Below are 26,948 nucleotides of genomic sequence, written 5' to 3'. Positions count from 1 at the left end.
CTGCCGTGTCGTACACGGATCCGGCGGCGTCAGCCCCCGCGCTGGAACCGGGCCAGGGCATGGGCCGTTACCCGGGTCGCCGGATACAGGTCCCGGTACAGCCCGTGCAGCCGGTCGTACGCTCCTACCGCGGCCGGGTCCGGCACGCGCTGCTCACGCACGGGGTTCCAGACCGCGATGTCCGCCTTCTCGATCAGCTGCGCGGCCAGCCAGGCGGCGCCGTAGCTGGCGCCGACCGTGGCGGTCGGGATGTCCTGCGGCAGCCCGGTGACGTCGGAGACGATCTGCGTCCACAGGCCGCCCTGTGTGCCGCCGCCGACCGCGACGACACGCTCGATCGCCGCGCCCGCCTTCCGCATAGCCTCGATGTTGTGCCGTACGCCGTGCGCAGTGGCCTCGAGCGCCGCGCGGTACAGGTCGCCGCGGGTGTGTTCGACGGTGAGGCCCGCGATCACACCGCGGGCGTCGGGGTCGGCGATCGGAGTGCGCTCACCGGAGAAGTACGGCAGCATCGCAAGACCCCGCGCACCGACGCCGCTCGCCGCGGCCTCCGCGAGCAGATCCGCATGGTCCGGCGAGCCGAACAGGCCGCGCAACCACTCGGTGACCGCTCCCGAGGTGGCCATACCGCCGGCCAGGGAGCGCGTGCCGGGGAAGGCGCCGACCGTGCTCCACAGCTCCGGCACCCGCAGCTGCCCCATGACCGTGGCGACGAGGAACATCGTCGTGCCGTACATGAGCATCAGGTCACCCGGCCGCGTCGCACCGACGCTGACGGCCTCGGTCCAGGCGTCGATGGTGCCGGTGATGACGGGAGTACCCGGGGCAAGCCCGGTGACCGCCGCGGCCTCGGCGGTCACCGCGCCGGCCAGGTCACCGGGCCAGCGCAGTTCGGGGAGTTGCGCGTGCGGCCACACCGCCTCCACCCAGGGCCGGTACCAGTCCTGCGCCCAGGCGTCGTAGAAGGGGACGGACTGACTGGCCGAGTGGTGGTCAAGGACGTAGGCGCCGGTGAGCCGGTGGGCGAGGAAGGACGCCGGCATGAACAGCCGCCGGGCGGTGGCGAACACCTCCGGCTCGTGCTCGGCCACCCAGGCCACCTTCGGCCCGACCGCCTGCGTGGACAGCGCGCTGCCGCACCGGTCGAGGACGGCCTCCCGGCCGAGTTCCGCGTCCAGCCGGTCGATCTGCGCGGTGGCCCGCGTATCCACGCCGTACAGGATGGCCGGGCGCAGCGGCCGGTTCGCGGCGTCCGCCAGGGCCACGCAGGGGCCCATACCGCTGACGCCCACCGCGTTCACCTGCCGGTCGCCGGCGAGGAGTTCGCGCGTGATGCCGCAGAACTCCTCCCACCACACCTCGGGGTCCATCTCGACGTGCCCCGGTTTCGGCCGGGAGACCGTGTGCCGGCGCACAGCGGTCGCCACAACCGTGCCGGAGGCGTCGACCAGGACGCCCTTGCTGCTGGAGGTGCCGATGTCCACACCAAGGAATCTCATACCCGGACTTCCCCGCACAGATGGACGGTGACACCCAGCTCCTGGAAGGCCACCGCCTTGGCGACGAGTGCGGCGTCGGCGGTTGCGGCGTCGGAAGCGTACGCGAGCTGCGCGTGATTGGCCTTGTGTCGCGCCATGAACTGGTCGCGGCTGACGCCGTGGGTGACCACATGGGCGATCGGCCACTCGGGGTTGGTCGCGGCCCAGCGGCGCTCGGTCTCCTCGGCGGGCAGCTCGACGACGGAGCCGCGGCCGATGTCCAGGTGGAGCCCGCCGCCGGCGATGGCCGGGACCAGACGATCTCTCCGGGCTTGCTCACGCCCTTGATGGTGCCGCCGCCTGCGGGGAAGTACACGGGGTTCTGCCGCCAGCTGACCGCGCCCGCGTAGCCGCCGGTGAGGTGGGACGGCGGTACGGACCCGGAGATCTCCCAGACCCACACGAACCGCCCTTCGTACTCCTCGCCCCAGCGCACGTCGTGCAGCGTGGTCGCCGGGTCCAGGCCCATGGCGGTCCAGATGCGGTGGGTGATCAGCGCGTCGACGGCCACGCCCTCGTCGGCTTCGTTGAAGTGCGGCAGCGGCCGGCCCTCGTACAGCACGCGCGAGCCGTCGCGGCTGGTCACCTGCGGGCGCTGGACGTTGTTGAGCAGGCCTTCGGCCAGGTCGGACGCGGGCGTGAGGTCCTTGAGGCCCTGCTGGTACTGGATGCCCACCGAGTCCAGGCCGAAGTCGTCGGCGATCCGCAGCGCCGCGATGTACATCTTCAGCTGTTCGCGGATCTGCCGGTCGGTCAGCTCGGTGGCCTCGTCGGTGCCGGTGGCGAAGGTCATGCCCGCCTGCTCGAGCCAGGCACGGGCTGCGTCGGGCTCCTCATCCGGGACGCGCAGCATCTCCGCGTACAGGGCGCTCTGCGACAACCGCTCCTTGTAGATGCCGAGCGGGTTGAGCAGCTCGTCGTCGATGATCGCGTTGTACATGCCCATGCAGCCCTCGTCGAAGACGCCGATGATGGCCTTGTCCCGGCGCAACTGCTCGGCAATGGCGGCGCCCAGCGTGCGCTCCGGGGACTCGGGCAGCTCGGGCAGCGGCCGCACGTGGGAGCTGTTGTGCGTGATGCGGCCGGTCTCGGTCCACTCGCGCAGGCCCTCGAGGAAGAAGTCGTCGGTGAAGTCGACGGACCAGGTGGTGGAGTACTCCCGGTCCATCTTCGTCATGCCGGCGTTCACACCGAGCAGGCCGACCAGACCGGGCCAGGTGCCGTCGAAGTTGGCGACGGTCAGGACGGGCCCTTCGTGGGTGCGCAGGCCGGCCAGCACGTGGTGGCTGTACTGCCATACCGCTTCCGCGACGATCAGCGGGGCCTGGGGCGGGATGGTCTTGAAGACCTCCAGCCCGGCGCGCTGGCTGTCGATGAAGCCGTGCCCCTTGTCCGGGTCGTACGGGTGGGCTCGCCGCACGGTCCAGCCGAGCCGGGCGAAGGCCTCGGTGACGCCCTTCTCCAGCGCTTCCTGCGTGGGCCAGCCCGCCGCGTTGGCGGCGGGGCGCAGATCGCCGCTGGCGATCAGGTACGCGGTGCGCGGCGGGGCACTGAGCTGCGGTCGGGGCTCGGGCAGCCGGTAGGTCACGACTCCTCCAGATGGGTCAGGGGCAGCCGGGCGAGGACGATGCCGCGCCGCTGCCAGGTGTAGGTGATGAGTAGGTCGGTTCCGTCGAGGACGGCGGTCGGGTAGGAGAACTCGGCGACGCCGCTGGTCACCACACCGGCGTCACCCGGCGCGAAACCGGGCCGCGCGTGCGGGTCGAGCCGTTGCGGCGCAGCGGGGTCCACGGGGGTGAGGCCGTCGTCGACGACGGCCACCTGGCGCCAGGTCATGCCGTCGTCGTCGGAGACGGACACGACCAGGGGGCAGCGGCTGCCCCAGTCCTGGGACGAAGGGTTGTGGACGCAGGCGACGCGGCCGGAGGGCAGGGCGAGGGCGCACAGCCCGGAGTTGTTGTTCGGCAAGCCGGTCGGCACAGCCAGGCTCCAGTGGCGTCCGCCGTCGCGCGAGACGGCGCGGTGGGCGCGGCCTTCGGTGCTGCGCATCAGGGCCACCGGGCCGTCGGGCCCCAGCCACAGCGACGGCTGGATGTGGCCCGCGCCCCGCAGCGCCGCGCGATCTACGGGGATCGGGGCGCGCGACCAGGTGGCGCCACTGTCCGCCGAGACATCGACGAAGGGATCCCAGCGGGCCGGTTTTGTCCAGTGCTCAACCGAGGCGGGAGCCAGCCACAGGCCCTCGTGGGTGACCAGCGGCGGGTTCTTCACCGGCCCGCGGCCGCCGGACAGGTCGCCCGGGACGAGCTCCCGCGGCCGCTCCCAGGTGACACCGCCATCCCGCGTACGGGTCACGAGGGTGACCCACTCCGAGATCCGCGGCCCCGCCTTCGTGAACAGCCACAGCACCCCGTTCTCGGACGGGTCCGGCGCCAGCACGGGGTTCCAGTGCGCCATGTCGTATCCGGTGTCGAGTGCGTGCACCCCCGCCGGGCCCGACAGCCAGATGCGGTTGTCCGGCGTGCCCTCGCGGGTCCCCGCGAACCAGGCGACCAGCGGGGCGCCTCCGGTGAGGGCGGCGACGGTCGAGGCGTGGCACTGGCGCCACCGCGGATCGTCGATGGTCACGAACGTATGGGTGAGGGCGGCCGGAAGGGCGGTGGCTTCGGGGCGGGACATCTCGGTATCCGGAAGAGGGGCGGTCACGAGGCGCGGCGGTGACGCCCGGGAAGCTCGGCGAGGGAGGCCCGCATCCGGTCGTGGGAGCCGGCCAGGTGCTCGTCGAGCATCGCGAAGAGGGGTTCTGTCGCGCCGGTACGGATGAGTTCCGCGAGGTTGGCGTGGTCCTGCGCGGTGGGGTGCAGATCACGGTCGCGGGTGTTCGTCACATCGAGCATGGCCGCGAACAGCGGCCGGTGCGTGGCCCATGCAGCCGCGAGTCTGCGGTTGTCGGACAGCTCGTAGAAGGCGCTGTGGAAGTCCAGGTCGGCTGCGGCGAACCGGGTCGGATCGCGGTCGTCCGCCGCCTGTCGCATGGTCTCCAGCGTCGCGTCGAGAACCGACCAGTCCGCGGACGCCCGCCGTGCGATCGTCTCCCGGATGGCAAGGCCCTCGAGCGCACCGCGCAATGCGTACAGCTCGCGCAGATCGTCGTCGTCCAGGCCGCGTACGGACACTCCGCGGCTGCGGGGTTCCACCAGTCCCTCGATCTCCAGCTGGTGCAGCGCGTCGCGCACCGGCCCACGACTGACGCCGAACTCCTCGGCGACTTTGCCCTCGACGAGGTGCGTGGCGGGGGTCAGGTCACCGCGTACGACGAGCGCGCGCAGCTGCTCGAGGACCTGAGCAGCCAGGGACGGCCGGGTGATGGGGCTGACGAGCATGGTCTCTCCCCCCTTCCTTGCTTCTCCCTGCGGTATCGCGCAGGCACTGTGCGTATAGGGCTCATCGCCGGTGACCGGAACGTACTTCAGCTAACGGTTAACCGTCAACGAAAACCGTTGACGGTTAACCCTTCTCAATGCATAGTCATGGCCGGGCACGACGACGTGCCTCCCCGGCCACGCACGGGGCGGCGATGAATTGGGAGGGCGCGCATGGCCGCGACCACTCCGCAGACCGACCGGCGCTACGCCTGGAAGGTCGCGGCATCCAGTTTCCTGGGCAACACGCTCGAGTACTACGACTTCCTGGTCTACGGCACAGCAGCAGCCGTGATCTTCCCGAAGGTCTTCTTCCCCGGCGAAGAAGGGTTCCTCGGCACCCTGGCCGCGTTCGGCACCTTCGCCGTCGGCTTCCTCGCCCGGCCGCTCGGCGGCCTGGCGTTCGGGCGCCGCGGTGACGTACACGGACGCAAGTCCACGCTGCTGCTCACGCTGTCCCTGATGGGCCTGTCCACCATCGCCATCGGACTGCTCCCGGCCTACGACACCATCGGCGTCCTCGCGCCGGCGCTGCTCGTCCTCCTGCGTGTCGTGCAAGGTTTCGCCGTCGGCGGCGAATGGGGCGGCTCCATGATCATCGTCCTCGAGTCGGCCCCGGCCCACCGGCGCGGCTTCTATACCGCCTGGCCCAATATCGGCGGCTTCTCGGCCCAGATCCTCATCACCGGCCTCTTCGCCTGGGTGTACACCCTGCCGGAGGACGCGCTCTACGCCTGGGGCTGGCGAATCCCGTTCCTGCTGTCCGCCGTCATCCTGGCCGTGACGTTCTGGCTGCGGCGCTCGCTGCACGAAAGCCCCGTCTTCACCGAGACCAGCGGCCGGCCCGCCGAGGCCACATCCCGGCCAGACACGCCGAAGCGCGCCGGCGGGCCGATCCGCGCCATCTTCCTGGAGGACTGGCGCAACCTGCTGCTCATCGTCGGCTTGCGCTTCGCCGAAGCCCTCCCGTACTTCCTGCTCACCGTCTTCGCCCTGTCGTACGCCAGCGGCTCTCTCGGCCTGGACAGGTCCACCCTGAACATGGCGGTCCTCATCGTCTCGGTGCTCGCCTTCCCGGCGCACGGACTGTACGCGGCGCTCTCGGACCGCAAGGGCCGGCGACCGGTCTACCTGCTCGGTGCCATCGTCGTGGCCGTCGCGGCGTTCCCCTTCTTCTGGCTGCTGCAGTCCGGGAACTTCCTGCTGATCGTGCTCGGCTACGTCCTCGTCCTCAACCTCGGCCACAACGCCATCAACGCGGTCCAGCCGGCCTTCTTCGCCGAGCTCTTCCCCGCCGACCGCCGCTACACAGGCGCCGCCGCGGGCCGCGAGATCGCCTCCATCCTCACCGGCGGCCTGACCCCGTTCATCGCCACGGCCCTGGCCGGCCCGGACGGCACCCGCTGGCCCTTGGTCGCGGGGTACGTCGTCCTTGGCGCCGTGATCACCATGGTCGCGGTGTGGAAGTCCCCCGAAACCTTCCGCCGCGACCTGCGCGGCGCGGGAGCCGGCTCATCGGCCGCGGCGTCCGGTGCTCATGCCGGGCAGTGCTGAGACCCCGGTGAGGTCCGCCCGGGCCGGACGGCGTGGGGTGATGATCTCGGCCCCGGCCGGTGCCTCGCTCGCCTCGGCGGCGGCGAGGGCCCGGTAGACCGAGGCCACCGAGGGGTGCTCGCCCAGCGCCCGAAGCCGGTCGGTGAGGTTCTGCTCGTGCAGCGGGATGGCCCGGCGCAGATCCCCCGCCGACTCGTAGGCGACAGCGAGGTTGTTGCGGGAGTCCAGGGTGTCGGGGTGGTCCTCGCCTAGCGCCCGAAGCCGGTCGGTGAGGCCCTGCAGCCGGCCCTATACCACGCCCTGCCGACCGAGGCGCTGGCGGAGCCACAGCGGCTGGCTGCTTATCCTGGACAACGTCAACGACACCGCCGCCGAAGTCCGAGCCCTGCGCCCTGGTCCCGCGTCGAGGATGCGACGGGCGATCTCCGCAGCGCCCGGGGCTGTCAGCGCCTGGGACAGCACGCGGCTACCGTCCGGCAGCCGGACTGCCACCCGGTGGGGGCCGGGATGCCGGGCCGACGTATCCGACGACGTCGGCGTCGACGGTGTCCGAGTGCCACTGGTGCAGCGTCGGTATTCGCAAGGTGCAGTACTGCTTTGCCGTGACGGTACGTGTACGACCTATCGTGATGGATCATGAACGTACTGATCGTCGGTGGCAGCGGCTTCCTGGGCCGCGAGTTGGCTCAGCAGGCACTCGCAGCCGGACATGCCGTGACGGCAACCTTCGCCACGCACCCCGGCCGCATTCGCGGCGTTCGCTGGTTGCACATGGACCTGTGCCGAAGTGAGGAGATCACACGGGCGCTGAAGGAGACACGGCCGGACGTGGTCATCAACACGGCGTACCGCAAGGCCGACTGGGCAACCACGGCCGATGGCGCGATCCGCCTAGCCATTGCCGTCACCGAGTCCGGTTCCCGGCTCGTGCACATGTCCAGCGACGCCGTCTTCTCCGGCTCCGACGTCCGCTATGACGAAGCTGCCCTACCGGATCCGATCACCCCGTACGGGGCCGCGAAAGCCGCTGCCGAAACGGCGATCCGAATGGTCGCCCCGGACGCCATGATCGCTCGCACCTCGCTGATTGTCGGTAACGGTGACTCCGTGCACGAGGTACTCGTCCACGATCTGGCCGCCGGGCGGCGCGAGGGTGTGCTCTTCACCGATGACATCCGGTGCCCGGTTCATGTCGCTGATCTATCCGAGGCCGTTCTTGAGCTGGCTGACTCCCAGCACGCGGGCATCGTCCACCTCGCAGGAACAGATGCCATCAGCCGTCATGAACTCGGTGTCCTGATCGCCGACCGCGATGGGCTCGACGCTGCCAGGTTGACCACGGGTCGCCGTGCTGACGCCGGTTCGACGGCTCCGCTGGACGTCCGCTTGGACAGCACTCGCACACAGCGCGCCATGCGCACCACCTTGCGAGGCGCCCGCGAATTCCTCCGCGCCGAGCACTGAGAGGGCGGTATGCGAGTTGACAGGTGATTTGTCGTCACCTGAACGTGTGAGACTGTGGCATCCCTGCGGGTCGGAGGGCTAAGGCGTGCTGGGCTGAACACCGTGAGCGAGCGCAAGCCGTACAAGACCGACCTGTCCGACGTGCAGTGGGCGCTGGTCGGGCCGCTGATTGTCGCGTGGAAGGCCGCACACCGTTCGGTCAGCGGCCACCAGGGCCGGTACGAGATGCGGGAGATCGTCAACGCGCTCCTCTACCAGGGCCGCACCGGCTGCCAGTGGGACCTGCTTCCGCACGATCTGCCGCCGCGCGGCGCGGTGATGTACTACTTCACCAAGTGGCGCGACGACGGCACCGATCAGACCATCCACGACCTGCTGCGCTGGCAGGTGCGGGAGAAGGCGCGGCGGAAGGCGGATCCGAGCCTGGTGGTGCTCGACACACAGAGCGTGCACGCGGCGGCCGGGGTGCCCGCGGTGTCGACGGGGCGTGATGCGGCAAAAAAAGTACCGGGCCGCAAGCGCGGCCTGGCCGTTGACGTGTTGGGCCTGGTGATTGCGGTGGTGGTGCTTGCCGGGTCCGTGCACGACAACGCCGCCGGCATCGCGCTCCTGGACAAGGTCGCCGCCGACACCGACACCGTTCAGAAGGCCCTGGTCGACCAGGGCTTCAAGAACGCCGTCGTCGCGCACGGAATGCAGGTCGGCATCGAGGTGGAGATCGTCGAGCGCAACCCGTCCCAGACCGGGTTCCTGCCGATCCCCAAACGGTGGATCGTGGAGCGCGCCTACGGGATCTTGATGCTGCACCGCAGGCTGGTACGCGACTACGAGCACCTGCCGCGCAGTTCGGAGTCGCGGGTGTACTGGGCAATGACCGCGTGATACTGCGCCGGCTGACCGGGCCCACCGCTGCGGCCTGGCGCAGCACATGACTGGCGGGGAGCTGACCCTCGGGGCGGTACTGGCGAGGCTGGAGGAGCGGGAACGGGAGATCGCCGCGCAGGCCGAGGCGACGAGAGAGCAGATCGCGCAGCTGACCGCACGGCTGGACGAGCTCGGCAGGGCCGCCGAGGACGTCCGGATCACCCGCAAGACGCTGCTGGAACTGTCCGATCCGCAGCCGCCCGCGCCGCTGGCGCCGAAGCTGCCGGACCATCCGGCCTACCAGCAGATCCTGGCGGTGTTCGCCGCGGCCGACGGGCCGCTACGGGCGCGGCAGGTATGCGAGGCGATGGACCTGGAGATCGCGCCCAACAACATCAACAACACCCGCCTGAAACTCAAGCGGCTGACGGAGCGCGGAATCCTGGTCGAGACCGAGCAGGGCTTGTTCACCCAGCCACGGCCGTAGCCCTCCGGCGGCCAGCCCGCTTGCCCCTCCCGCAAGGGAGAAACGGACATCAACTCACCTACCGCCACTCTTAGTGGAGCTTCGCCTGCGGGATCGAAGGAAGATTGCCCCTCCCCATCACGCGGTAGCCGTGGCCGTGGGTGGCGGGGTCACGGTCGTCGTCGCCGTCCAAGGTCACACTGCCGTACTCCCCATCGGCCACCCACTCGACCTTGACTGAGAACTGGATGTCCCGATTGCCGGGGTTCAGTCGGAGACTCAGCTGTTCCGGATCACTGGCGGAAACCGTGAAGGGGAAGTCTTTCGCCTTGCTGCCGGAGCCGCTCTTGACCGTAGCTACCACGGGCACGGGAGTTTGTGTCAGACGTGCGTCGAATGCGCGCGCGTTCATGACACCTCCGCAGTCATCTGGATTGGCGACCCCTCCCTTCGTCGGGAGAGGTTTGCTGGACAGGACGTTGACTTCAACCCCGGTGACCACGATGGCCTCGTCGGTCTTCGCCTGCAGGGTGATGGGAAGCTCCGCGGGCTCGTACGGCTTTGTTGTGATCGGGATGCCAGTTGCAGTGCCTGAATCCTTCTGCAGTTCGGCGCCGAGATAGACGGGCACACAGCCACCGGGCCCTGGGGTGTAGGCAGTCAGCCCCGGAGGCCCAGAGATCTTCTCCCAGGCCCACCCCCACAAGCCTTGGACTGCCCAGAAAGCAAGAGCACCGACCATCGGCAGGATGACGAGCGTCGCCCAGTGCGTCCGATCTCTTAACGGCGATGGTGAGGGGGAGGGTGCCGGTGGCTGCGCTGCCTGACCAGGGTCGGGACGCGGTTCCTGCGTTGTGTCGCTATCAGGTGGCCGTGATGACGTACCGGGATCCGTGGACACATCAGCCTCCCTGACTACCTAACTGTTGCCACCAGGCCATCGTCTCAAGTTGCTCCCGCAACTATGCAGTGGTTCAAGGAAGTTCACCAAACTCCCCTTCAGAGGGCGGTATGCGGGTCGACGGTTGGCGGCAAATCGCCTGTCAACCCGCATAACGCCCTCTCAGAGTTCGAACCTAGCCATGCAGCCGGGCATGGGCCCGGCCGCGTGCCGGGTTGGGCGACAACCCTTCGCAACGTGTTCGGAAAGTTCACACCTCACAACCGCATCCCTAACGACGTGCGAACGGGCAACGGCAGGGCCGGAAACCGGATGCGGGCGGCCAAAGGGGGCACGCCCGTGACACGCCGCGCCGGGAGCGCCGCTGCCCTATCCGGGACGGGCACATTGCACGGTTACTCCAAGCGCTCCCCTTGGAGTGGCTGGCCGATTTCCCCGCGGTACCCGCGCCCTCGCCGCGGGGCATCTGTTCCCTGCACCGCAGGCACCCTCCCCGCCCGCTCATGCGCCGCAGGCTCTCCTCTCCACAAGGGACAAGCAGGAGGTTGAGGGAGGGGCCCCTCTGCGGCCTACGGGAAGGCGCAGAGGGGCCCGACGTCGGGCAGTCGCCGCAGGTGTGCACCGCCATCCCCGCTGTTCGCCCTCACACGGTCGACGCAAAGCGGGAAGCCCCGAGAGCGGCTGCCCTGCCTGCCACAACGACATTCCCCGCCCATACGTTGCGGGTCGCCGGGGGCGCGGCACCCAGCCCGCACCTCACACCGGCCCGTTGCGCCCGGGCGTTCACGTCGTCGGGCTGCGGCTCCAGCAAAGGAGGGCCCGGCCCGGCTTTCGCCGAACCGGGCCGGGCCACCTCATCTTCGTACGCCGCCGTGATCGACAGGTAAAGGAGCCACGGCACAGGCGGCGCCGGGTCATCCGGTTGCCCCTGAACCGAAGCCGGCAGGGCCGCTCCTTGTCGGTCGGTCTTCTGGCGAGAACATGGCGGGGCGACGCGCAGTCGCACGCGTCCCCCGGAGGCCCTCACGGCCTCAGAGCTGGGTGGGGCCCCTCTTTTCAGGTTCCAGCCGTGCGGAACGGTCAGACGGTTTGGGTGAGATCGGCGCGGCCGAACAGCAGGGCGTATCCGGGCGGGAGTTGGGTGAGGATGCGGTCCAGGAGGGTGGGGCCGGTCAGGTCGCCGATGACGGTGAGCACGACGCCGGTGTCCCAGCGGGCGGTCGCGGGGGTGGCCTCGGTGCGGGCGGACAGGTCCTTGACGAAGCCCCAGCCGGTGAGTGGCTGACACTCGGGGATCTGTCCGGCGAAGATGCGGCCTGCCTCCCCGGGGAGGCAGGCGGCGAGCTCGACGCGTTCGTCGCCGATGAGCTGGCGCCCCAGAACCGTCAGCACGGCACGCATGACGTCCTCGGCCCGCTCCCGGGTGGGATAGGCGCCTTCGTAACGAATCCTCTCCAGCATCTGGCGAAACGTCGCGCCGGGCCGGGCGGCCGGTTCCTGCAGCGGCAGCATGAGGCTGTTGCCTTTCTCGTCCGGGGATCTCAGGGATCTCAGGTGTGCTCGGGGTGGCCGAAGAGGAGGTCGTAGCCCGGGGGCAGTTGGAGCAGGATGCGGTGGGTGAGGTCCTCGCCGGCCGCATCGGCGGCCACGCTCAGCACGGCACTGACGTCCCAGGCCGCGGTCTGTTCGGTGGCTCCCTCGATCCACGCCGCGGTCGCCCGCACGAACCGCTCCGGTGAAAGCGGCTCGGTGGCCTGCAGCGGGTTGAGCAGGATCACGGCGAACGTCTCCGGGAGCCGGGCGGCCAGCTCGGCCCGGACCTCACCCACCAGATGGGCGCCCAGCAGCGCCAGAACAGTGCGCGCAGACCGCTCCGCTTCCCGGGGTGTGGCGTACTGGCCGCGTTCTTGCACCTGCTCGAGGAATGCGTCCCATCGCATGGCCGCTCAGCCTCTTCTGTCTTGCGAAGTACGGAGGGTGCTGGCTTTATCGACGTCACACGACAGCAGTTGTCGAGGGCCTCGGGAGGCGCCCGCCGGCACTCGGCAACGGCGCAACGACGGCCGCCACCTACGCCCGTAGCCAGCGCTTTTGTCACGGGCCCGAACGAGCGGCACACGGCCTCTCGCCGCTCGGCATAAAGCCATCGATATGTGACGCGGGCAGCGCCTCCCGAGCTGCCCGAGGAACGCTGCTCTTCGTCATCGACAGAGCCAGAGGGTGCGGAGGGCGGGCCGGGAGGGGGAGATCGACGCCCGTCCTCCGCCGTCGGCGCGGGCCGGGGAACTGGGTTCCTCAGCGGAACTGGGTTCCTCAGCCGCGGATCTGCTTGTGGTCGGCCTCCCCGCCGATCGAGATCTTGCGGGGCTTGGCGCGCTCGGCGATCGGGATGCGCAGGGTCAGCACGCCTGCTTCGTAGTCCGCGGTGATGTGCTCGGTGTCCAGGGTGTCGGCCAGCACCAGCTGGCGGGAGAAGACGCCCAGGGGCCGCTCGGAGAGCTCCATCTGCACGTCGTCCGCCTTCGCGGCCGGGCGGCGCTCGGCCCGGACGGTGAGCATGTTCCGCTCGACGTCGATGTCGATCGCGTCCTTGGTGACACCGGGCAGATCGAGGGCGATCACGTACTCCTCGCCCTCGCGGTAGGCGTCCATCGGCATCGCCGAGGGCCTGGACCAGGTGCCGGTCACGCCCGTCAGTTGCTGGGCGAGCCGGTCGAGTTCACGGAACGGGTCGGTGCGCATCAACATCACGAAACACCTCCACAGCTCTGGCAGAACCTGCCAATGCGCTTCACCTGACTCCGTTGTAACATGTCATCCAAACGATGACAAGTGTGGCGTCATCGTAAGGGTGACAAGGTGAGGGGATCCGCGTGGACGCTTATCTGCAGGCCAGCAAGACGGTCCCGTTCCTCGCCGCCACTGCGGCACTGAAAGCGATCAACGAGGCGGTCCACAGTGCCCAGGACGCGCAATCCCCGCCGGTCGAAGGGGAGCACATCAGTTCCGACGAGGCCCTGGCCGCCCTGCTGATGCTGCGCGAACTGCGCGAACAGCTCGCGGGCTGGGAGCCGGGACTGATCGAGGCGGCCCGCGCCGCCGGCACCAGCTGGGCCGACCTCGCCCACCCCCTGGGAGTTGCCAGCCGACAGGCCGCGGAACGGCGCTACCTGCGGGTCCGCCCCGGCGCCCCCGGCACCACCGGCGAACAGCGCGTACAGGCCACCCGCAGCCGCCGCGCAGCCGACCGCACCCTCACCGCCTGGGCCCGGACCAACGCCGCCGACCTGCGACAGCTCGCCGGCCAGATCACCGCCCTTACCGACCTCCCCACCCAGGCCCTCCCCCCATTGGCCCGCCTCACCGAAGCCCTCGCCGACAACGACGCCGCCCAACTCATCACCCCCCTCACCGACACCCACACCCACCTCAAAGCCGGCCACCCCGAACTGGCAGCACGCATCGAAGCACTCACCCGCAACACCGACCGCGGCGACGACCGCTAGCCAAAAGCGCGCCGGCAAGGGAAATCGCAGACCGCGCCGAGTCCACGAGACATGCCGGCAGCGTGCGCCATGGACACCCCCGCCCTCACGCATTCGACGCCAAACCCCCTGCTCGGGGCGTATTGCTTTCAATCACCAAAAGAGCTAAATGAGGCTTACGGGCACAGCGGCACAGTGCCCGTTTCCAAGTCCACCGCAGACTCGATCGGCTCGCCGACGAGACGACCCACAAAGGCGCCGTGATGCCTGCGGGCTGGGCCGGGAGATCAAGCAGCGCGCAGGATGGCCGCCGCGTGAGCGGAGGCCATCGCTGTCGTCGCCCCGCGGGCCCTCTGCCGCCCGCCGGGCGTTCCCGACACAGGCTGAGGGGGTGAGGACGATGGACTGGCTGAGGGTGTCATCCCGTCGCCACGCGGGATGGACGGTCGTCGAGGTGAACGGTGAACTCGACGTCGCAACCAGGAACCAGCTGGGCGACCACCTCGAAGAAGTCATTGCCGCGCACGCCCCGGCACGGGTCGTTGTGGACATGACCGGGCTGGACTTCTGCGATGCGAGCGGCCTGAGCGTCCTGGTTGCCGCACACCACGCGGCCAAGGACCGTCAGGGCCAGCTTCGCCTGGTATGCCCACAGCAGCGCATCCGGCGCCTCCTGCAGATCACGGAGTTGACCGACATAATGCCTGTCTTCGACACCGTTGCCCAGGCTACCGCTGCGGCACATAGCTTTGTTCATGGGTGACGACACCCGGCTGACCTAGGACGCCGCCGCACACTCCCCCAGCAGGCAACGCTCCGCAGACGGCGATGGAGCGTACGGGCGCCTGGCCGGCAGGCGTCCGATCAGTCGGCGTCCGCGTCGTGCACGGACACGCGGATGGTGTCGATGTCGCTGTCGGCGGCATCGGGAATGAGCATTCCTGCACGGGCCCCGGTCCGCAGGTAATCCACCACGGCTTGGTCGAGCAGTTCACCGGGGAGGGCCGCTGGGATCCCCGGCGGGTAGGGCGTGAGCATCTCGGCGCAGATCCTGCCGACCGCTCGGTCTGCGGGCACCTGCTCGACCTCGCCGAAGAAGGCGTCACGCGGAAGCGTGACCTGTCGAAGACGCAGGTCGCCCGGGTCCGGGATGCGGACGTCCGGAGCAGGCGGCAGCTCGTGGGCGTGGGCGACAAGGTCGCGCAGGCCGTCGAGGAGGCGTGCCGTCGTCACCTCGTCGTCGGCGTGGGTGACCTGGGCGTTGATTCGCCGGTGGTCGGAGGTGTGCAGGTTGATGCGGTGGTGTCGGCGCATCCAGTCGGCAGCGTCGTAACCGCTGAACTTGATCTCGCTCAAGTCGATGAAGATCTGCAGGGGGTCCATGTCGAAGGCTCGTGCCTCGCCGCAGAAATCGTCACGGTCGTTGACGTGCAGGCCCCCGATGTCCTCGATGGCCGCTCGTACACGGCGGGCCCTGGAGAGTGCCTCGTCCAGGAGCTGATGGCCGTGCTCGACCATCTGGCGGCGCCATCCGTCCAGGGCTGCGTAGATGAGCACCGACGGGCTGGTGGTGCCCAGCAGGTCGGCGCGTGAGGCGAGGGTCTGCGCGGTGATCAGGTCACCTTGCAGGTGGAAGACCGAGCCCTGTTCGAGCCCGGAACCCATTTTGTGGACCGACGTGACGCAGACGTCGGCGCCGGCGTCCATGGCCCACGTGGGCAACTCGGGGTGAAAGGGCAGGTGGGCCCCCCATGCTTCGTCCACGATCAACGGCACGCTCCGCTCGTGGCACAGCGTCGCGATGGCTGCGATGTCCGCGCAGGTGCCGTAGGGCGTGGGGCTGGTGAGCAGCGCCCCACGGGCGTCCGGGTGTTCTTCGAGCGCCGTGCGGAAAGCCTCGGGGGCCGGTGGGTGGGCAAGGTGGAGATCGGGGTCCCACTGGGGATCGATCCACACGGGGCGGATACCCGCAAGGATCAAGCCAGAGATGATCGATTTATGTGCGTCTCGTCCGACCAGGAGCTTCTCGTGCGGCCCGGCGGCGGAGAGCATGGCGGCCTTCACCGACAGTGAACTGCCACACGTGGTGAAGAACGTATGTTCGGCGCCCACGGCGTCAGCCATCAGCTCTTCTGCCCGCTGCAGGATTTCCCGGGACATGCTCCGGTCGTCCAGACCGGACACCGCCAGCACATCCGCACTGAACAGAGCGTCCCCCAGAACGGCCCGGACCCTCGGGTCGGCTCCCCGGCCCTGCTTGTGGCCAGGAGGAGTGAAAGGCAGTTGCTCCTGCGCCTGGTACGCCGTCAGCGCTTCGAGCACTGGAGCTGTCGAATGGTCCATGGTGTGCGGCTTTCCGGTGCGGGAGGGCGAAAACACTTCGGGTGAGCTGCCACGGAGACGGGCAGAGGCTCCGGGACAAGGCCCCCGCACGGTTCGGGGCGCCGAGCGAGCGCGCGTTCTCGTCCCATGACTGGTCGCACCTGTCAGAGAGCAGGGGTAAAGCGCTCCCAGGCGCGGTGTCCACCGAGAAGTTCTGTCACGGCCTGCACTACGGCGGACGCGGCCTCACCGACGACCACCCCTGCGGAATCCTTGCGCAAGCCAACTGCCTCCAGAGCACTCGCGCCTTCCCCCAGACCCCGATGGCCTTGCCGTGGCGCTATGCCTCGGTGAGCATCAGCGGCAGGCGGGGTCCACGCCGGTGGTCGCGGGCGCCATCGTCGGCCTTGGCGTCACTCCCCCGTAGGCATCCGGGGCCGGAGCCGGGGCCCCGGCCAGGAGGTCGAACTCGGTGGACCGGGCGGTGGCGAAGGTACGTTGCACGGTGACCGGGTCATCCTCCTGGCCCAGCGTGCCGCCTGCCGGAAGAGTGGCTAAGAGTCAGCGTCCGAGGGCCTCGCGCAGTTCCTGCTTGTTCATGGTCGAGCGGCCCTCGACGTTCTTCTTCTTCGCCTCTTCGTACAGCTGGTCCTTGGTCGGGCCGCCGGGCCCGCTGTGGGAGCGTTCCCCGCCGCGCTGGGAAGCGGATTTCGGGTCGCGGATGGAGGACTTGCTGGCGGTTTCGGCCTCCCCGCTGCGCGCACGCTCCTTGTTGACGGTGCGGGCGGCGATTTCCTTGGCCCGCTTCTCCGAAGTGCCACGTTCCTTGGCCTGTTCCTTGATGTGCTCGTACTGTCGTTCCCGCTTCTTGCTCGATCCTGCAGGCACAGCTCCTCATCCCTTTCACACTTTTCGGGATCTATCAGGGCCCTACCAGTGCACGTCCGAACGGTCGCCGCCGCCAGTCAACGGCGTCGGCTGACGTCAGCCGTCGGGCGGTTCGAAGGATTCGCCGACCGGCGACCCGGACAGCTGCACCACCGGCTCCACCCTTTGATTCCCTTCATCGTGACTGCGAGGAAACGACGACGGCGGCTACTGGCCGCGGCCGGAGACGTAATCGCGCACCCGGTCCACCATCCCCAGCCCCGGGGCCAGCAGCTTGTTAACCGGCGGGGTGCTCGGGGCGCCGGGGTGCGGGCGGGTGGGCGCAGTCTTCTTCGCCTGCCGCACCTTGTTGCCCAGCTCCTCAAGGACATAGGAATGAACACCGTTGCGTAGCCGGGGGAAGAGGTGGTTCTCCTCGTCGTCCACGTGGGCGGTCACCTCGGTGTGCAGCTTCACCATCAGCCGGTCGAAGTCGAGATCGCCGGGTTCGCGCTGCTGGAGGTCGGCGAGGAGCTGCTCCACGCGGGCGTGCTCGGCGAGCTCCTTGTCCGCCAGGGCGTCGCCCTCCTCCAGATGCTTGCGCACGGCCGGATAGAGGTACTCCTCCTCGGCGACGAAGTGCCGAACCACCTCGATCGTCAACACATCCACCAGGCGCTTGCGGTCCTCGCTCCCGGGGAGCGTGTCCGAGAACTGCTTGAAGAGGTCTTTGATCTCACGGTGGTCGGTGGTCAGTTCCGCGATCACATCACCGCCATGCCCCATGGCGCGCCGCCTCTCGCTACGCAGCCGGCACGTCCGGCTGTCCCCCTCACGGTTTCCCTAACCCGTGAGGGCATAACGCCCCTGTGGCGCACCTGGCCCACGTGCCGGAGGTGGTGGCGCCGGGCCCAGACGCGCAAGTGGGAAGCACACGCCGGAGGAGCACGCGTCTCGGCAGCGTGCAGACGGCCGGAGGCGCCGGCGCAGGAGCCAGCAGGCTCGTGCAGACGGCCCCCGCCAATCAGCTGCTCCTTGCCGAGACAGCATGATGGCGCGCTTGGCCGCACTCCGGCTAACCCCACGCTGGACGACGTCGTCGAGATGAACCGCGCCGCCCACCGCTGACGCCCCGTACAACCCGGGAGCGCGGGGATCGGTTGCCAGTGGCGGCGGAGACGTTGTTCTTGAGCGGGGACAGCAGTGACCGGCCGGGGGCCTCTCGCGTGCCCGGAGAGCCACGGAGGTCGGCCCCCGGCCGGTGTCTGTCCTGGGAAGTGCCGGGACTACATCGGGTCGATGTCCGGCTTGCCCGTGCCGCCTGCGTGCTCGCTCTGTTCCTTGAGCTGGCGGGCCTCGTCCTTCAGACGCTGACGCTCCTGCGGGTCAGTGGCACGTTCCGCAGCCTGTTCCAGGTCCGCAGCCCGGGCACGCATCTGCTGGGCATCACGACGACCGGACTCGCCTGCAGCGCTCATGATCACTCCTTGGGTGACGGGGGAAGAGCGGGCCACATCAGCGAAACAGGCCTCGTCACCCCCTGCATTTCGATCAATCACCCGCTGATATCTACGCAGTTGGGATAGCTAGCCCTCTCAGATGGCGGCCAGATCAGGTCGCAGTGATCGGCTTGCCCGAGGTGCATCGGGAGCGGTGGCGATGGACGCTTGAAGGCATGAGGGCCCTGTGGTCGGGCGTGATCCAGTTCGGGCTGGTCGTGCTGCCGGTGAAGCTGTTCTCGGCGATCGAGGAGCACCGGGTGCGGTTGCGGGAGGTGCATGCCGCGGACAGCGGCAGGGTGCAGCACCGGCGGTTTTGTGAGGCCGAGGGCCGTGAGATCCCGTATGAGGAGGTCGGGCGCGGCTGGGAGCTGCCGGACGGGCGGTTGGTGCCGCTGACGGATGAGGATCTGGCGCGTCTGCCGCTGGCGAGCAGGCACGTCGTGGAGGTGCTCGGTTTCCTGCCGTGGCAGGACATCGACCCGATCTCGTTCAGCAGGCCGTACTACGTCGGTCCCGAGCGGCCGTACGCGCTGCTCGTCGAGGCGCTCGCGCGCACCGGGCAGGTCGGCGTGTGCAAGGTCGCCGTCCGCTCCCGGGAACGGATCGCACTGCTGCGGCCCCGCCACGGCATCCTCATCCTCCAGACGCTGCTGTGGCAGGACGAGCTGCGTGATCCGGGGGATCTGGCCCCGTCCGCGCCGGTCACCGAGGGGGAGCTGGAGCTTGCCGAGATACTGATGCGTGAATGCACGGGTGTCGAGGTCGGTCAGCTGCGGGACGAGTACCGTCAGGCGCTTGAGGAGCTGGTCGAGGCGAAGGTGTCCGGCGGCCAGCTGGCCGCGCCGCCCGAGCCGGTGCCAGCGGTGGACTTGGCCGCGCTGGAGGAGTCGGTGCGAGCCGCACGCGCGCACCAGGGCGGCTGAGTGGCCGGCGGGACGGCTCAGCGGTACCGCTCGGCACGGCCGCCGGCTCCGAGGATTCGCCGCGGGGCCGGCGCTGTCTGTGTGGGGCCTGCGACTACGCCCCGGGCGCGGAGCTCGGCAAGGTCGGGGAGGCGGATGCCTGGCAGGGTGTCGATCAGGTCGGCCTGCCGGGGGCGGATGGTGCGCGCGGCCTGGGGGCCGGAGCCAAGAGCACGGCGGGTCGTGGATCATCGTACGGGCGGTGTCCCCGATGCTCCGGCCTGAGCAGCCCGCCCGAAGTGCCCCGGCCTGCGCCTCAGCGGTCCGTACGGTCAGAGCTTCAGCGCGAGCGCGGCCGCCGCAAAGACGGTCGCCGCGACGCCGATGGGGACGAACAGCGACGGCCGGACGGTGACAGCGATCCCGCCACAGCAGCGCAGAGCAGAGCCTGGGCGCCGTATCATTTCTTCGTTCAACTAGTCGATCAGGACGACCACATGACTGCCCCGGCCCTCGAGGAGGTCACGTACGAGCCGCCCACGTGCCCGGCCTCCTTCACCGGCCCCTGCGCGGGCCCGCGGTGCGAGAACACGACTCAGAAATACGGGCCCGCCGCGTACGGCCGCCCCGCCAGCCCGCTGTGCAACGTCTGCCTGGTGAAGGCCAAGGCCGGGCGCGTCAAGCCCGCTGGCCGGTTGGTGCCGAGAGCCTCAAGGCGGTCGGCTACAACCGGCGGCAGTCCGTTTTTGCGCCAGGGGGTGCCGTCCGTTCCGTCGAAGACCAAAACGGCTGGTGCGGCTACAGCATCATGCCCGCGTCAAGACGGCTTCTCTCCAGACCCAGCCGTGGGCGGCGCAGCAGCGAAATCCCAGCGGGTGATCCCGTCCCTGAAGGGCCGTCCGAACGCTGGAGCGCGCCGTCGGACTCCATATCGACGCACGCGTCCTGCTCGTCCAGGGCTTCCAGATACTGTTCCAGGCCGATCACCCGGTGGTTCAGTACCTCTTCGGCCTCCGCGAGAGCGGTCCGCACCCGCTCGAACTCGATGCCGGGCCCGAAGCTTGCGGCGGGCCGGCAGGCGTTTGCGGGATCCCGTTCGTGCTGCACACCGGCGTCCAATGGGAGTACCTGCCCCAGGAGTTGGGATTCGGCTCCGGCATGACCCGCTGGCGGCGCCCGGCCGCGTGGAACGAGGCGGGCGTCTGGGACCAGCTGCAGGTCGTGCTGCTGACGAAACGGCGAGCGGCGAGCGGCGAGCAAACGGGACTGGTCGCGGGCGGGTGATCGACTCCTCCCACGTCCGGACAGCTCGACGCGGCCCAAAAGCGGGCCAAGCCCGGTCGCCCGAGCACGACCCGGCACCTCATCCGGGCCTTCGTCAGCTGCGATAGGCCTTGAGCAGGAAGAACCAGACTTCGCTGATGGTCGGGAAGCAGGACACAGCGTGCCAGAGCCGGGGGACAGGAACTTCCCCAGCCACCGCGACGGTGGCGGAGTGCAGCAGCTCGCTGACGCCGGGGCCGACGAAGGTGACGCCCAGCAGCGTCTCCCGGTCCAGGTCGACGACCATGCGTGCGCGGCCCTGGTACCCGTCGGCGTACAGGTTCGCGCCCTGGGCCTCGTTGAACCGGACGTCTACGACCCGTACTCGGTAGCCCGTTTGTTCGGCCTGGGCGGAGGAGATGCCGACGGCGGCGGCCTCGGGATCGCAGAAGAAGACCTGCGGTACGGCGTGGTGGTCGGCAGTGACCGCATGCGCACCCCAGGGCTCGGTGTCCAGCGGCTGCCCGGCCGCGCGGGCGCCGATCGTGTCGCCGACGATCCGGGCCTGGTACTTCCCCTGGTGGGTGAGCAGGGCATGGCGGTTGATGTCGCCGACCGCGTACAGCCAGTCCCCGTCGACGCCTCGCACCGTGCAGGTGTCGTCGACGTCCAGCCAGGACCCAGGGGACAGGCCAACCGTCTCCAGACCGAGGTCCTCAGTACGTGGCGAGCGCCCGGTGGCGAACAGGATCTCATCGGCCTCCAGTTGGGTGCCGTCGTCCAGCAAGATGCCGACCGGTCCGGAAGGATCGGGGCGGCGCAGCTCGGTGACAGAGACGCCGATACGAACGTCAACGCCCGCTTCCTTCAGGCCTTCGGCTACCATCTCCCCGGCGAAAGGCTCCATACGACGCAGCAGTGGCCCGCGTGCCAGCAGTGTGACCGTGGAGCCGAGCCCCTGCCATGCGGTGGCCATCTCCACGCCGACCCCGCCTCCGCCGACGACGACGAGCCGGTCCGGCACGGTGACCGAGTCGGTGGCGGTCCGGTTTGTCCACGGCCTGGCCTCGGCCATACCGGGCAGATCGGGGAGCACGGCGTTGCTGCCGGTACACAGGGCGACCGCGTGGCGCGCGGTGAGGAGTCTTTCGCCGTCCGAACTGCTGACCGTCACACGGCGATCCCCGTCGAGCCGACCGATTCCGCGCACCAGGTCCGCGCCGATGCTCCCGATCCAGTCGGCCTGACCGCTGTCGTCGTAGTCGCTGACGTAGCGGTTGCGGCGTGCGAAGACGTCATCCGCGCTGATCCGCCCTGTCACCGCCGCCCGCGCACCGTCCACTCGACGGGCGTCGGCGATCGAGATCACCGGCCGCAACAGAGCCTTGCTCGGAACGCAAGCCCAGTAGGAGCATTCACCGCCGACCAGCTCTCGCTCCACCACGGCCACACTCAATCCGGCGGCACGCGCTCTTTCCGCGACGTTCTGCCCGACGGGTCCGGCCCCAACGACGATGACGTCGTACATTTCGGTCGTCATGTTTTCCCTCTCGGTCAATATCTCTCTGTGGACTCTGCCGTGATCGAACCGGCGGTCCCGGCGCGGTCTGCGGGCCTACGTACTCGGGCGGGCCGACGTGGCACCGCGCCGGCTGGTCGGACGGACTTGATCTCGCCGCCTTCTGCGGGAAGTTGTCGATCGCTTCCTCGACGCTCATGCCGTGCCTGGGCGCCCAGTACTCGAGATGCGCGGCGGCGCCCCGTCATGACCGGGCCGACAGGTCACTGTTGACCTGGACGCCGTCGGAGAACGCCTTCGTGAGGGCGGCGATCGCATTCGCCATCGTCTTCCCCCTTCGCTGAAATCGAGTGGGCAGCCCTGTCGGGATCGCCGGTGTGCGGGACCTTGACCGGGTGCCGACTGCACGGCCGGAGTGTCGATGCGACCCTCGCCACGCGCGATCCGCATGCTGTGCGGCGCGCTGCCTAGCCGGCGAGGAACTCGCGAAGCGCCGCCGCGATCTCCTCGGCATGGGTTTCCAGGGCGAAATGACCGGTGTCGAGGAAACGAACCTCGGCCTCGGGGATGTCGCGGCTGAAGGCTTCGGCCCCGGCCGGCAGAAAGAACGGATCGTTCCTGCCCCACACCGCGAGCAGTCGCGGTTTGCTCGTCCGGAAGTACTCCTGAACGTGGGGTACAGAGCAACGTTGCTCGCGTAGTCGAGGAACAGGTCGAGCTGGATCTCGTGCGCGCCCTCGCGTGCGAGGTAGTGGTTGTCCAGGCCGTAGCCGTCCGGGCTGACGCGCGTCTCGTCGGGAACGCCGTGCTGGTACTGCCAGATTGTCGTCTCCGGCTGTACGAGCATCCGGATCGCCTCCCGGTTGGCTGCCGAGGGCTCCTTCCAGTACGCCTGCACCGGATTCCAGGCCTCACTCAGCCCGTCCTCGTACGCGTTGCCGTTCTGCGAGACGATCGCGCTGATCCGCTCGGGGTGGCGGGTGGCGATCCGGAATCCGACCGGCGCGCCGTAGTCGAACACGTACAGCGCGAAGCGATCGAGGCCCAGTACCTCCGTCAGACGGTCGATGACGTCGGTGATGTGTTCGAAGGTGTAGTCGAAGTCGTCTCGCGCGGGCATGTCCGACCGGCCGAAACCGGGCAGGTCAGGAGCGACGACGTGGAATTGGTCGGCGAGCAGGGGGATCAGCTCGCGGAACATGTGACTCGACGACGGGAAGCCGTGCAGCAGGAGCAACGTCGGTGCATCCGCAGCGCCGGCTTCCCGGTAGAACACTGTCAGGCCGTCCACGTCGGCCGTGCGGTAGGCAATGTCAACCATGACCTTCACTCTTCTTTTCCGAGGCGTCCGACGAAGCGTCAGTAGCCGTCGCAGCCTTTTGGATCAACTCGACGTGTAACTGTTCAAATTGTCTTTAGAGGGTTATTCGCCCTGCGTGCTTCCGGGCACTTCCAGGCCGGACTTCCGCCGGCTCCGGCACCCACGCGACCTCGCACACGCCTTGCCCTCACGCTGTCGACGACCGCTTCCGGCGCCGTGCGCATGGGCGGGTGGCCGACGGCCACGGAGCGCATTCGGACCTTCGTCCGCCTAGTGATGGACCGCTGGGTCTCCGCGTGGATCACGCGGTCCTCCTCGGCCACGAGGCACGCGCGCGCCCGGTCCTCCCGGGCCGGAGGCCCCACCGGGACGCTGACGGCCGCGCCCGTCAGGAGCTGCTGGGTGGTGGCAGGCTGTGACAGCTCCGGCGCGAGCGCGGCGACGCCGTCCGCCCATGAGGTCGGCGACAGTGGCGCGGCAACCGTGCTCACTCCTCCGGGCACCAGCCCGGCGATCACCTTGTTCCAGCTCGACCCGGCAGCCCGGGCTCCGAGCGCCGGCACCACACGGACGTCGCTCCCAGACATTCCCGCTCCTTCCGAGACGCCCCGCCCGGCCAGTTGACCGACATCAAAAAGTAATCGCCCTGAACTCAATAATCAGGTTACGAAAGGGGGTAACTTGTTAAAGAGGCTCAAGGAGGTTGCTGTCGCGTACGAACGCTGACAACACGTGCCCACCCACGGGAAGGGACAGCCAGGATGGTCCAGCACGCTCCCGCTCTGTTCCTCGCCGACACGCTCGCCCTGGACTTCCTCAACTCGATTGCTGCACCTGACGACACACAGGTCGACTGGATCGAGGACGGTGACGGCCTGTTGGCCTGGCTGGAACAGGCCAAAATGGTGTCACCCAGCACACTCGCATCAATGCGGGAGCAAGCCATGCCCGGCGAGCTCGACCTCGTCGCCGCTCAGGTGCGAAGCCTGCGCGAGGAGTTCCGCAAAGGCGTCCGCGAACACAAAGGCAGGCCCCTGCAAGCGGAAAGACTGACAGAGCTGGAGCCGCTGAACCGCCTGCTCGCGCGCGACGAGAAGTTCCTCCAGCTTGTTATCGCGGAACAGGGGAACAACTCCCGGCCCGAGTTGCGGATGACGCGCCACTGGCGCTCACCGGACTCGCTGCTGCTGCCCATCGGCGAAGCACTGGCCAGGCTCCTCAGCGAGGAGGACCTCTCGGACGTCAAAACCTGCGAAGGCGCGGCATGCACGCTCATGTTCGTCGACCACACCAGAGGGCGCGTCCGCAGATGGTGCAGCATGGCGATCTGCGGCAACCGTGCAAAGCAGACCGCGCACCGTAACCGGGTCCAGAAGAGCCGGGACACTCCGAGCGGTTGATCTGGGAATCACTTCCCGGCGAACTGGTGCATGGTTGGCGGCGGCGCGTCGGCCGCCTGATCGTTGGCCATGGATCAGCACAGCTAGAGCGTGTCTCTTTGATCGGTTGGTCAGTTGATCGGATGTGTCCGTCCGATTAGTGATCACTGATTCGAAGTGGGACCGGATTGAGCCGCTGATGCCGGCCGATCCGGTCCGCCGTCGGCGGTGGGCCGATCACCACCGAACCTTGGAAGCCATCGCGTGGAAGTACCGCACCTGCTCTCCCTGGCGTGACCTGCCGGACGAGCTCGCCTCGTTCCAGACCGCCCACAAACGCCTGATCAGGTGGGCCGTGGACGGCACCAGGGAACGCATCCTCGTCGCAGTTCTAGCGGCAGCCGACGCTGATGCCGACATCGGCTGGACCGTCTCGGTGGATTCCACCGTCTGCCGGGCTCACCAGCACGCTGCCGGCGCCAGGAAAAAGGGCGCCAGGCCGCGCCGAACCTGACGACCACGCCCTCGCACGCTCCCGCGGCGGGCTGAGCACGAAAGTCCACCTCGCCAGCGACAGCCGTGCACCGCCCCTGGCCCCTCGTGTCACCGCAGGCCAGGCGGGCGACGCCCTGGCCTGCGAGACCGTCATGGCAGGCATCCGTGTTCTGCAAAGCGGACCCGGACGACCCAGAACCCGACCCGATGCCGTCCTGGCGGACCGCGCGTATTCATCCCGCGCGATCCGCAATCACCTCCGGCGACGCGGAATCCGAGCAGCCGGGCATGGTGATCCGACACGGAGATCTCGGACCGTGGAACTCGATCTGGGACGGTGGCCAGTGCATCGGCTTCATCGACTGGGACTTCGCAGCACCTGGGCATGCCATTGACGACCTGGCTCAACTCGCCTGGTACGCCGTCCCACTGCGGCCCGTGGAACAGCAGCGGCGAGCATCGGTCACTGGCTCCAGTACCCTGCGGGACCGCCTTCATGCGCTCTGTGCTGCCTACGGCGAACAGCCGGTAGCTGTGATCGAGGCGCTGGATGCCCTCCAGTCCCGCGAGGCCGCGCGCATCGAACGCCTCGGCAGACAAGGCACCGAGCCATGGGCGACCTTTCTCGACCGCGGTGACGCGGCTGAGATGTTGGCCGAGCAGTGCTGGATCCGCTCAGAGAGTCAGGCACTTGTGGACACTGGGCATAAGTGACAACCATCTCCGGCCCGTAGACCACGGGTGAGATGATCTTGGCGTGGCTGGTGTGATCACGGCGTCGGTGCCGTCCTGGATAGCCCCGTCCACCGGGCTGAGCCCGAGCTGCTTCGGCAAGTTGATCACCCTCGTGCGGCGCAAGGTCCCGGACAAGCCGCGTCGCGGACGGCCCCGGAGCCTGCCGCTGGAAGACCGAGTGCTGCTGGTCGCGGCCTACTGGCGCACGAACTTGACGCTGTGTCAACTCGCTCCGCTCTTCGGCGTCTCGAAGTCCGCCGCCGACCGGATCATCGACCATCTCGGGCCCCAGCTCGCGCTCCAGCCGAGGCAGCGGTTCGCGAAGGGCACCGTGCTGATCGTGGATGGCACCCTCGTGCCCACCCGTGACCACGCGGTAGCTGAGCAGTCGAAGAACTATCGCTACTCCACGAACGACCAGGTCGTCATCGACGCCGACACCCGCAGGGTCGTCGTGATCGGCCGGCCTGTACCGGGTAATCGCAACGACTGCAAGGCGTGGGAGCAATCTGGCGCCAAGGCCGCGGTCGGGAGAACGGTGACGATTGCCGACGGCGGCTATCCGGGCACCGGGCTCGTCATGCCCCACCGCCGCACCCCAGGTGAGGAGTTGCCCGAGTGGAAGCAGGCTCACAACCGTTCCCACAAACAGGTCCGCGCCCGCGTGGAGCATACCTTCGCCCACATGAAGACCTGGAAGATCCTCCGCGACTGCCGCCTCAAGGGTGACGGGGCCTACCACGCCATGCTCGGCATCGCACGTCTGCACAACCTCAACCTCGCCGGTTGAGCGAGCGGATCTCAGCAGTCGCCCACCTGACTCGACTCGATGATCATTGCGGGACAAGCCTTAGCTTGATCTTTAACGTGCGGCGTCGAATGGTCCGTCGAACTTGATCACTCGGTTTGGTATCTGCCGGACATGAAGGCGGCCTTCGTCTGAACATGT

28 protein-coding genes and 4 pseudogenes are annotated in these 26,948 nt (G+C 68.8%); 13 read left to right on the top strand and 19 right to left on the bottom strand.

Translation table 11 applies throughout. The features are described 5' to 3' along the window. Nucleotides 1–29 precede the first annotated feature (29 nt). Entirely contained in the window at nucleotides 30–1,499 is a 1,470-nt protein-coding gene (locus tag ACWIGU_RS44170; RefSeq protein WP_454407581.1) for an FGGY-family carbohydrate kinase, read from the bottom strand. Beyond that, the gene (locus tag ACWIGU_RS44165) at nucleotides 1,496–1,939 is read right to left on the bottom strand and encodes a hypothetical protein (protein ID WP_454407580.1); all 444 of its coding nucleotides are present in this window, start codon (nucleotides 1,937–1,939) and stop codon (nucleotides 1,496–1,498) included. Before ACWIGU_RS44165 ends, ACWIGU_RS44170 begins: the two co-directional genes overlap by 4 nt. Nucleotides 1,940–2,022: 83 nt before the next feature. Here ACWIGU_RS44165 and ACWIGU_RS44160 point away from each other — a divergent pair, with 83 nt between their 5' ends. Next, nucleotides 2,023–3,189, top strand: a complete 1,167-nt coding sequence (locus tag ACWIGU_RS44160) for a hypothetical protein (RefSeq protein ID WP_454407579.1) — start codon at nucleotides 2,023–2,025, stop codon at nucleotides 3,187–3,189. Here ACWIGU_RS44160 and ACWIGU_RS44155 read toward each other — a convergent pair. Beyond that, nucleotides 3,123–4,217 (bottom strand): exo-alpha-sialidase, encoded by a 1,095-nt coding sequence (locus ACWIGU_RS44155; RefSeq protein WP_454407578.1) that lies wholly within the window; start codon nucleotides 4,215–4,217, stop codon nucleotides 3,123–3,125. The genes ACWIGU_RS44160 and ACWIGU_RS44155 overlap by 67 nt on opposite strands. Before the next feature lie 23 nt (nucleotides 4,218–4,240). After that, the gene (locus ACWIGU_RS44150) at nucleotides 4,241–4,921 is read right to left on the bottom strand and encodes a GntR family transcriptional regulator (protein WP_454407577.1); all 681 of its coding nucleotides are present in this window, start codon (nucleotides 4,919–4,921) and stop codon (nucleotides 4,241–4,243) included. Between the two features lie 213 nt (nucleotides 4,922–5,134). Here ACWIGU_RS44150 and ACWIGU_RS44145 point away from each other — a divergent pair, with 213 nt between their 5' ends. Beyond that, entirely contained in the window at nucleotides 5,135–6,514 is a 1,380-nt protein-coding gene (locus ACWIGU_RS44145) for an MFS transporter (protein ID WP_454407576.1), read from the top strand. On the opposite strand, the gene ACWIGU_RS44140 is transcribed toward ACWIGU_RS44145, so the two are convergent. Further along, nucleotides 6,473–6,796 (bottom strand): tetratricopeptide repeat protein, encoded by a 324-nt coding sequence (locus tag ACWIGU_RS44140; RefSeq protein ID WP_454407589.1) that lies wholly within the window; start codon nucleotides 6,794–6,796, stop codon nucleotides 6,473–6,475. The two genes, ACWIGU_RS44145 and ACWIGU_RS44140, sit on opposite strands and share 42 nt — an antisense overlap. Nucleotides 6,797–7,150: 354 nt before the next feature. Between ACWIGU_RS44140 and ACWIGU_RS44135 the strand changes: the two genes are divergently transcribed. The 3 genes and pseudogenes from ACWIGU_RS44135 to ACWIGU_RS44125 all read left to right on the top strand — a co-directional run bounded on the left by ACWIGU_RS44135 (nucleotide 7,151) and on the right by ACWIGU_RS44125 (nucleotide 9,329). After that, nucleotides 7,151–7,978 carry an SDR family oxidoreductase gene (locus tag ACWIGU_RS44135; protein WP_454407575.1) on the top strand — a complete coding sequence of 276 codons (828 nt, stop codon included), beginning with the start codon at nucleotides 7,151–7,153 and terminating at the stop codon, nucleotides 7,976–7,978. A 102-nt stretch (nucleotides 7,979–8,080) separates the two neighbouring features. After that, a pseudogene (locus ACWIGU_RS44130) lies at nucleotides 8,081–8,910 on the top strand (IS5 family transposase). Next, nucleotides 8,907–9,329 (top strand): hypothetical protein, encoded by a 423-nt coding sequence (locus ACWIGU_RS44125; protein ID WP_454407574.1) that lies wholly within the window; start codon nucleotides 8,907–8,909, stop codon nucleotides 9,327–9,329. The pseudogene ACWIGU_RS44130 and the gene ACWIGU_RS44125 overlap by 4 nt, the downstream one beginning before the upstream one ends. Before the next feature lie 70 nt (nucleotides 9,330–9,399). Here the strand turns inward: ACWIGU_RS44125 and ACWIGU_RS44120 are convergent, their stop codons facing one another. The 4 genes from ACWIGU_RS44120 to ACWIGU_RS44105 form a co-directional block, all read right to left on the bottom strand. Beyond that, the gene (locus ACWIGU_RS44120) at nucleotides 9,400–9,939 is read right to left on the bottom strand and encodes a hypothetical protein (protein ID WP_454407573.1); all 540 of its coding nucleotides are present in this window, start codon (nucleotides 9,937–9,939) and stop codon (nucleotides 9,400–9,402) included. A 1,350-nt stretch (nucleotides 9,940–11,289) separates the two neighbouring features. Next, complete coding sequence (locus ACWIGU_RS44115) at nucleotides 11,290–11,721, bottom strand: DUF2267 domain-containing protein (protein ID WP_454407571.1); 432 nt, start codon at nucleotides 11,719–11,721, stop codon at nucleotides 11,290–11,292. A gap of 38 nt (nucleotides 11,722–11,759) precedes the next feature. Beyond that, nucleotides 11,760–12,149 (bottom strand): DUF2267 domain-containing protein, encoded by a 390-nt coding sequence (locus ACWIGU_RS44110; RefSeq protein ID WP_454407570.1) that lies wholly within the window; start codon nucleotides 12,147–12,149, stop codon nucleotides 11,760–11,762. Nucleotides 12,150–12,522: 373 nt separating this feature from the next. Next, entirely contained in the window at nucleotides 12,523–12,957 is a 435-nt protein-coding gene (locus tag ACWIGU_RS44105) for an Hsp20/alpha crystallin family protein (RefSeq protein ID WP_454407568.1), read from the bottom strand. A 125-nt stretch (nucleotides 12,958–13,082) separates the two neighbouring features. Here ACWIGU_RS44105 and ACWIGU_RS44100 point away from each other — a divergent pair, with 125 nt between their 5' ends. Both ACWIGU_RS44100 and ACWIGU_RS44095 read left to right on the top strand, forming a co-directional pair. Then, on the top strand, nucleotides 13,083–13,715 hold the full coding sequence (locus tag ACWIGU_RS44100) for a type III effector protein (protein WP_454407567.1): 633 nt from the start codon (nucleotides 13,083–13,085) through the stop codon (nucleotides 13,713–13,715). A gap of 148 nt (nucleotides 13,716–13,863) precedes the next feature. Next, nucleotides 13,864–14,457: an STAS domain-containing protein gene (locus ACWIGU_RS44095; RefSeq protein WP_454407565.1), complete on the top strand. Its 594-nt coding sequence runs from the start codon at nucleotides 13,864–13,866 to the stop codon at nucleotides 14,455–14,457. Between the two features lie 101 nt (nucleotides 14,458–14,558). On the opposite strand, the gene ACWIGU_RS44090 is transcribed toward ACWIGU_RS44095, so the two are convergent. The 6 genes from ACWIGU_RS44090 to ACWIGU_RS44065 all read right to left on the bottom strand — a co-directional run bounded on the left by ACWIGU_RS44090 (nucleotide 14,559) and on the right by ACWIGU_RS44065 (nucleotide 18,361). Then, nucleotides 14,559–16,037 (bottom strand): aminotransferase class I/II-fold pyridoxal phosphate-dependent enzyme, encoded by a 1,479-nt coding sequence (locus ACWIGU_RS44090; RefSeq protein ID WP_454407563.1) that lies wholly within the window; start codon nucleotides 16,035–16,037, stop codon nucleotides 14,559–14,561. 143 nt (nucleotides 16,038–16,180) lie between these two features. Beyond that, complete coding sequence (locus ACWIGU_RS44085; protein ID WP_454407588.1) at nucleotides 16,181–16,276, bottom strand: hypothetical protein; 96 nt, start codon at nucleotides 16,274–16,276, stop codon at nucleotides 16,181–16,183. A gap of 97 nt (nucleotides 16,277–16,373) precedes the next feature. Beyond that, nucleotides 16,374–16,520 (bottom strand): hypothetical protein, encoded by a 147-nt coding sequence (locus ACWIGU_RS44080; protein ID WP_454407562.1) that lies wholly within the window; start codon nucleotides 16,518–16,520, stop codon nucleotides 16,374–16,376. Nucleotides 16,521–16,577: 57 nt separating this feature from the next. Then, nucleotides 16,578–16,904, bottom strand: coding sequence for a plasmid stabilization protein (locus ACWIGU_RS44075; RefSeq protein ID WP_454407561.1), 327 nt, complete (start codon nucleotides 16,902–16,904; stop codon nucleotides 16,578–16,580). 207 nt (nucleotides 16,905–17,111) lie between these two features. Continuing rightward, on the bottom strand, nucleotides 17,112–17,669 hold the full coding sequence (locus ACWIGU_RS44070) for a hemerythrin domain-containing protein (protein WP_454407560.1): 558 nt from the start codon (nucleotides 17,667–17,669) through the stop codon (nucleotides 17,112–17,114). 500 nt (nucleotides 17,670–18,169) lie between these two features. After that, the gene (locus tag ACWIGU_RS44065; RefSeq protein ID WP_454407559.1) at nucleotides 18,170–18,361 is read right to left on the bottom strand and encodes a DUF6381 family protein; all 192 of its coding nucleotides are present in this window, start codon (nucleotides 18,359–18,361) and stop codon (nucleotides 18,170–18,172) included. A 197-nt stretch (nucleotides 18,362–18,558) separates the two neighbouring features. Between ACWIGU_RS44065 and ku the strand changes: the two genes are divergently transcribed. After that, on the top strand, nucleotides 18,559–19,308 hold the full coding sequence (ku, locus tag ACWIGU_RS44060) for a non-homologous end joining protein Ku (RefSeq protein WP_454407557.1): 750 nt from the start codon (nucleotides 18,559–18,561) through the stop codon (nucleotides 19,306–19,308). 311 nt (nucleotides 19,309–19,619) lie between these two features. Here ku and ACWIGU_RS44055 read toward each other — a convergent pair whose 3' ends face one another. Beyond that, the gene (locus ACWIGU_RS44055) at nucleotides 19,620–19,751 is read right to left on the bottom strand and encodes a hypothetical protein (protein WP_454407556.1); all 132 of its coding nucleotides are present in this window, start codon (nucleotides 19,749–19,751) and stop codon (nucleotides 19,620–19,622) included. A 334-nt stretch (nucleotides 19,752–20,085) separates the two neighbouring features. Next, nucleotides 20,086–20,406: a hypothetical protein gene (locus tag ACWIGU_RS44050; RefSeq protein WP_454407555.1), complete on the bottom strand. Its 321-nt coding sequence runs from the start codon at nucleotides 20,404–20,406 to the stop codon at nucleotides 20,086–20,088. Here ACWIGU_RS44050 and ACWIGU_RS44045 point away from each other — a divergent pair. Beyond that, nucleotides 20,374–20,650 (top strand): annotated as a pseudogene (locus ACWIGU_RS44045) (transposase); the annotation flags it as partial. The gene ACWIGU_RS44050 and the pseudogene ACWIGU_RS44045 sit on opposite strands and share 33 nt — an antisense overlap. Before the next feature lie 15 nt (nucleotides 20,651–20,665). On the opposite strand, the gene ACWIGU_RS44040 reads toward ACWIGU_RS44045, so the two are convergent. Together ACWIGU_RS44040 and ACWIGU_RS44035 are read right to left on the bottom strand one after the other, a co-directional pair. Further along, the gene (locus ACWIGU_RS44040) at nucleotides 20,666–22,090 is read right to left on the bottom strand and encodes a dihydrolipoyl dehydrogenase family protein (RefSeq protein WP_454407554.1); all 1,425 of its coding nucleotides are present in this window, start codon (nucleotides 22,088–22,090) and stop codon (nucleotides 20,666–20,668) included. Nucleotides 22,091–22,536: 446 nt separating this feature from the next. Further along, nucleotides 22,537–23,390 (bottom strand): annotated as a pseudogene (locus ACWIGU_RS44035) (alpha/beta fold hydrolase). Between the two features lie 761 nt (nucleotides 23,391–24,151). Here ACWIGU_RS44035 and ACWIGU_RS44030 point away from each other — a divergent pair. From ACWIGU_RS44030 to ACWIGU_RS44015, 4 genes and pseudogenes are all read left to right on the top strand, one after another. Further along, the gene (locus ACWIGU_RS44030) at nucleotides 24,152–24,790 is read left to right on the top strand and encodes a CGNR zinc finger domain-containing protein (RefSeq protein ID WP_454407552.1); all 639 of its coding nucleotides are present in this window, start codon (nucleotides 24,152–24,154) and stop codon (nucleotides 24,788–24,790) included. A 124-nt stretch (nucleotides 24,791–24,914) separates the two neighbouring features. Then, nucleotides 24,915–25,545 (top strand): annotated as a pseudogene (locus ACWIGU_RS44025) (IS5 family transposase); the annotation flags it as partial. After that, nucleotides 25,430–25,978, top strand: a complete 549-nt coding sequence (locus tag ACWIGU_RS44020; RefSeq protein WP_454407551.1) for a phosphotransferase — start codon at nucleotides 25,430–25,432, stop codon at nucleotides 25,976–25,978. The pseudogene ACWIGU_RS44025 and the gene ACWIGU_RS44020, both read left to right, overlap by 116 nt. A gap of 43 nt (nucleotides 25,979–26,021) precedes the next feature. Next, entirely contained in the window at nucleotides 26,022–26,789 is a 768-nt protein-coding gene (locus ACWIGU_RS44015) for a transposase (protein WP_454407550.1), read from the top strand. Nucleotides 26,790–26,948 lie beyond the last annotated feature (159 nt).

The sequence above is a fragment of the Streptomyces sp. NPDC055400 genome (assembly GCF_053644375.1).
The sequence above is the reverse complement of the archived record's forward strand: the minus strand, read 5'-3'. Positions and strand labels throughout refer to the sequence as shown.

Bases quoted from the DNA above. Each gene is read 5' to 3' on its own strand.
- ACWIGU_RS44170 (WP_454407581.1), bottom strand. From the start codon at position 1,499: ATGAGATTCCTTGGTGTGGACATCGGCACCTCCAGCAGCAAGGGCGTC.
- ACWIGU_RS44155 (WP_454407578.1), bottom strand. From the start codon at position 4,217: ATGTCCCGCCCCGAAGCCACCGCCCTTCCGGCCGCCCTCACCCATACG.
- ACWIGU_RS44150 (WP_454407577.1), bottom strand. From the start codon at position 4,921: ATGCTCGTCAGCCCCATCACCCGGCCGTCCCTGGCTGCTCAGGTCCTC.
- ACWIGU_RS44145 (WP_454407576.1), top strand. From the start codon at position 5,135: ATGGCCGCGACCACTCCGCAGACCGACCGGCGCTACGCCTGGAAGGTC.
- ACWIGU_RS44135 (WP_454407575.1), top strand. From the start codon at position 7,151: ATGAACGTACTGATCGTCGGTGGCAGCGGCTTCCTGGGCCGCGAGTTG.
- ACWIGU_RS44125 (WP_454407574.1), top strand. From the start codon at position 8,907: ATGACTGGCGGGGAGCTGACCCTCGGGGCGGTACTGGCGAGGCTGGAG.
- ACWIGU_RS44115 (WP_454407571.1), bottom strand. From the start codon at position 11,721: ATGCTGCCGCTGCAGGAACCGGCCGCCCGGCCCGGCGCGACGTTTCGC.
- ACWIGU_RS44110 (WP_454407570.1), bottom strand. From the start codon at position 12,149: ATGCGATGGGACGCATTCCTCGAGCAGGTGCAAGAACGCGGCCAGTAC.
- ACWIGU_RS44105 (WP_454407568.1), bottom strand. From the start codon at position 12,957: ATGTTGATGCGCACCGACCCGTTCCGTGAACTCGACCGGCTCGCCCAG.
- ACWIGU_RS44095 (WP_454407565.1), top strand. From the start codon at position 13,864: ATGAGGCTTACGGGCACAGCGGCACAGTGCCCGTTTCCAAGTCCACCG.
- ACWIGU_RS44090 (WP_454407563.1), bottom strand. From the start codon at position 16,037: ATGGACCATTCGACAGCTCCAGTGCTCGAAGCGCTGACGGCGTACCAG.
- ACWIGU_RS44070 (WP_454407560.1), bottom strand. From the start codon at position 17,669: ATGGGGCATGGCGGTGATGTGATCGCGGAACTGACCACCGACCACCGT.
- ACWIGU_RS44065 (WP_454407559.1), bottom strand. From the start codon at position 18,361: ATGAGCGCTGCAGGCGAGTCCGGTCGTCGTGATGCCCAGCAGATGCGT.
- ku (WP_454407557.1), top strand. From the start codon at position 18,559: ATGAGGGCCCTGTGGTCGGGCGTGATCCAGTTCGGGCTGGTCGTGCTG.
- ACWIGU_RS44055 (WP_454407556.1), bottom strand. From the start codon at position 19,751: ATGATACGGCGCCCAGGCTCTGCTCTGCGCTGCTGTGGCGGGATCGCT.
- ACWIGU_RS44040 (WP_454407554.1), bottom strand. From the start codon at position 22,090: ATGACGACCGAAATGTACGACGTCATCGTCGTTGGGGCCGGACCCGTC.
- ACWIGU_RS44030 (WP_454407552.1), top strand. From the start codon at position 24,152: ATGGTCCAGCACGCTCCCGCTCTGTTCCTCGCCGACACGCTCGCCCTG.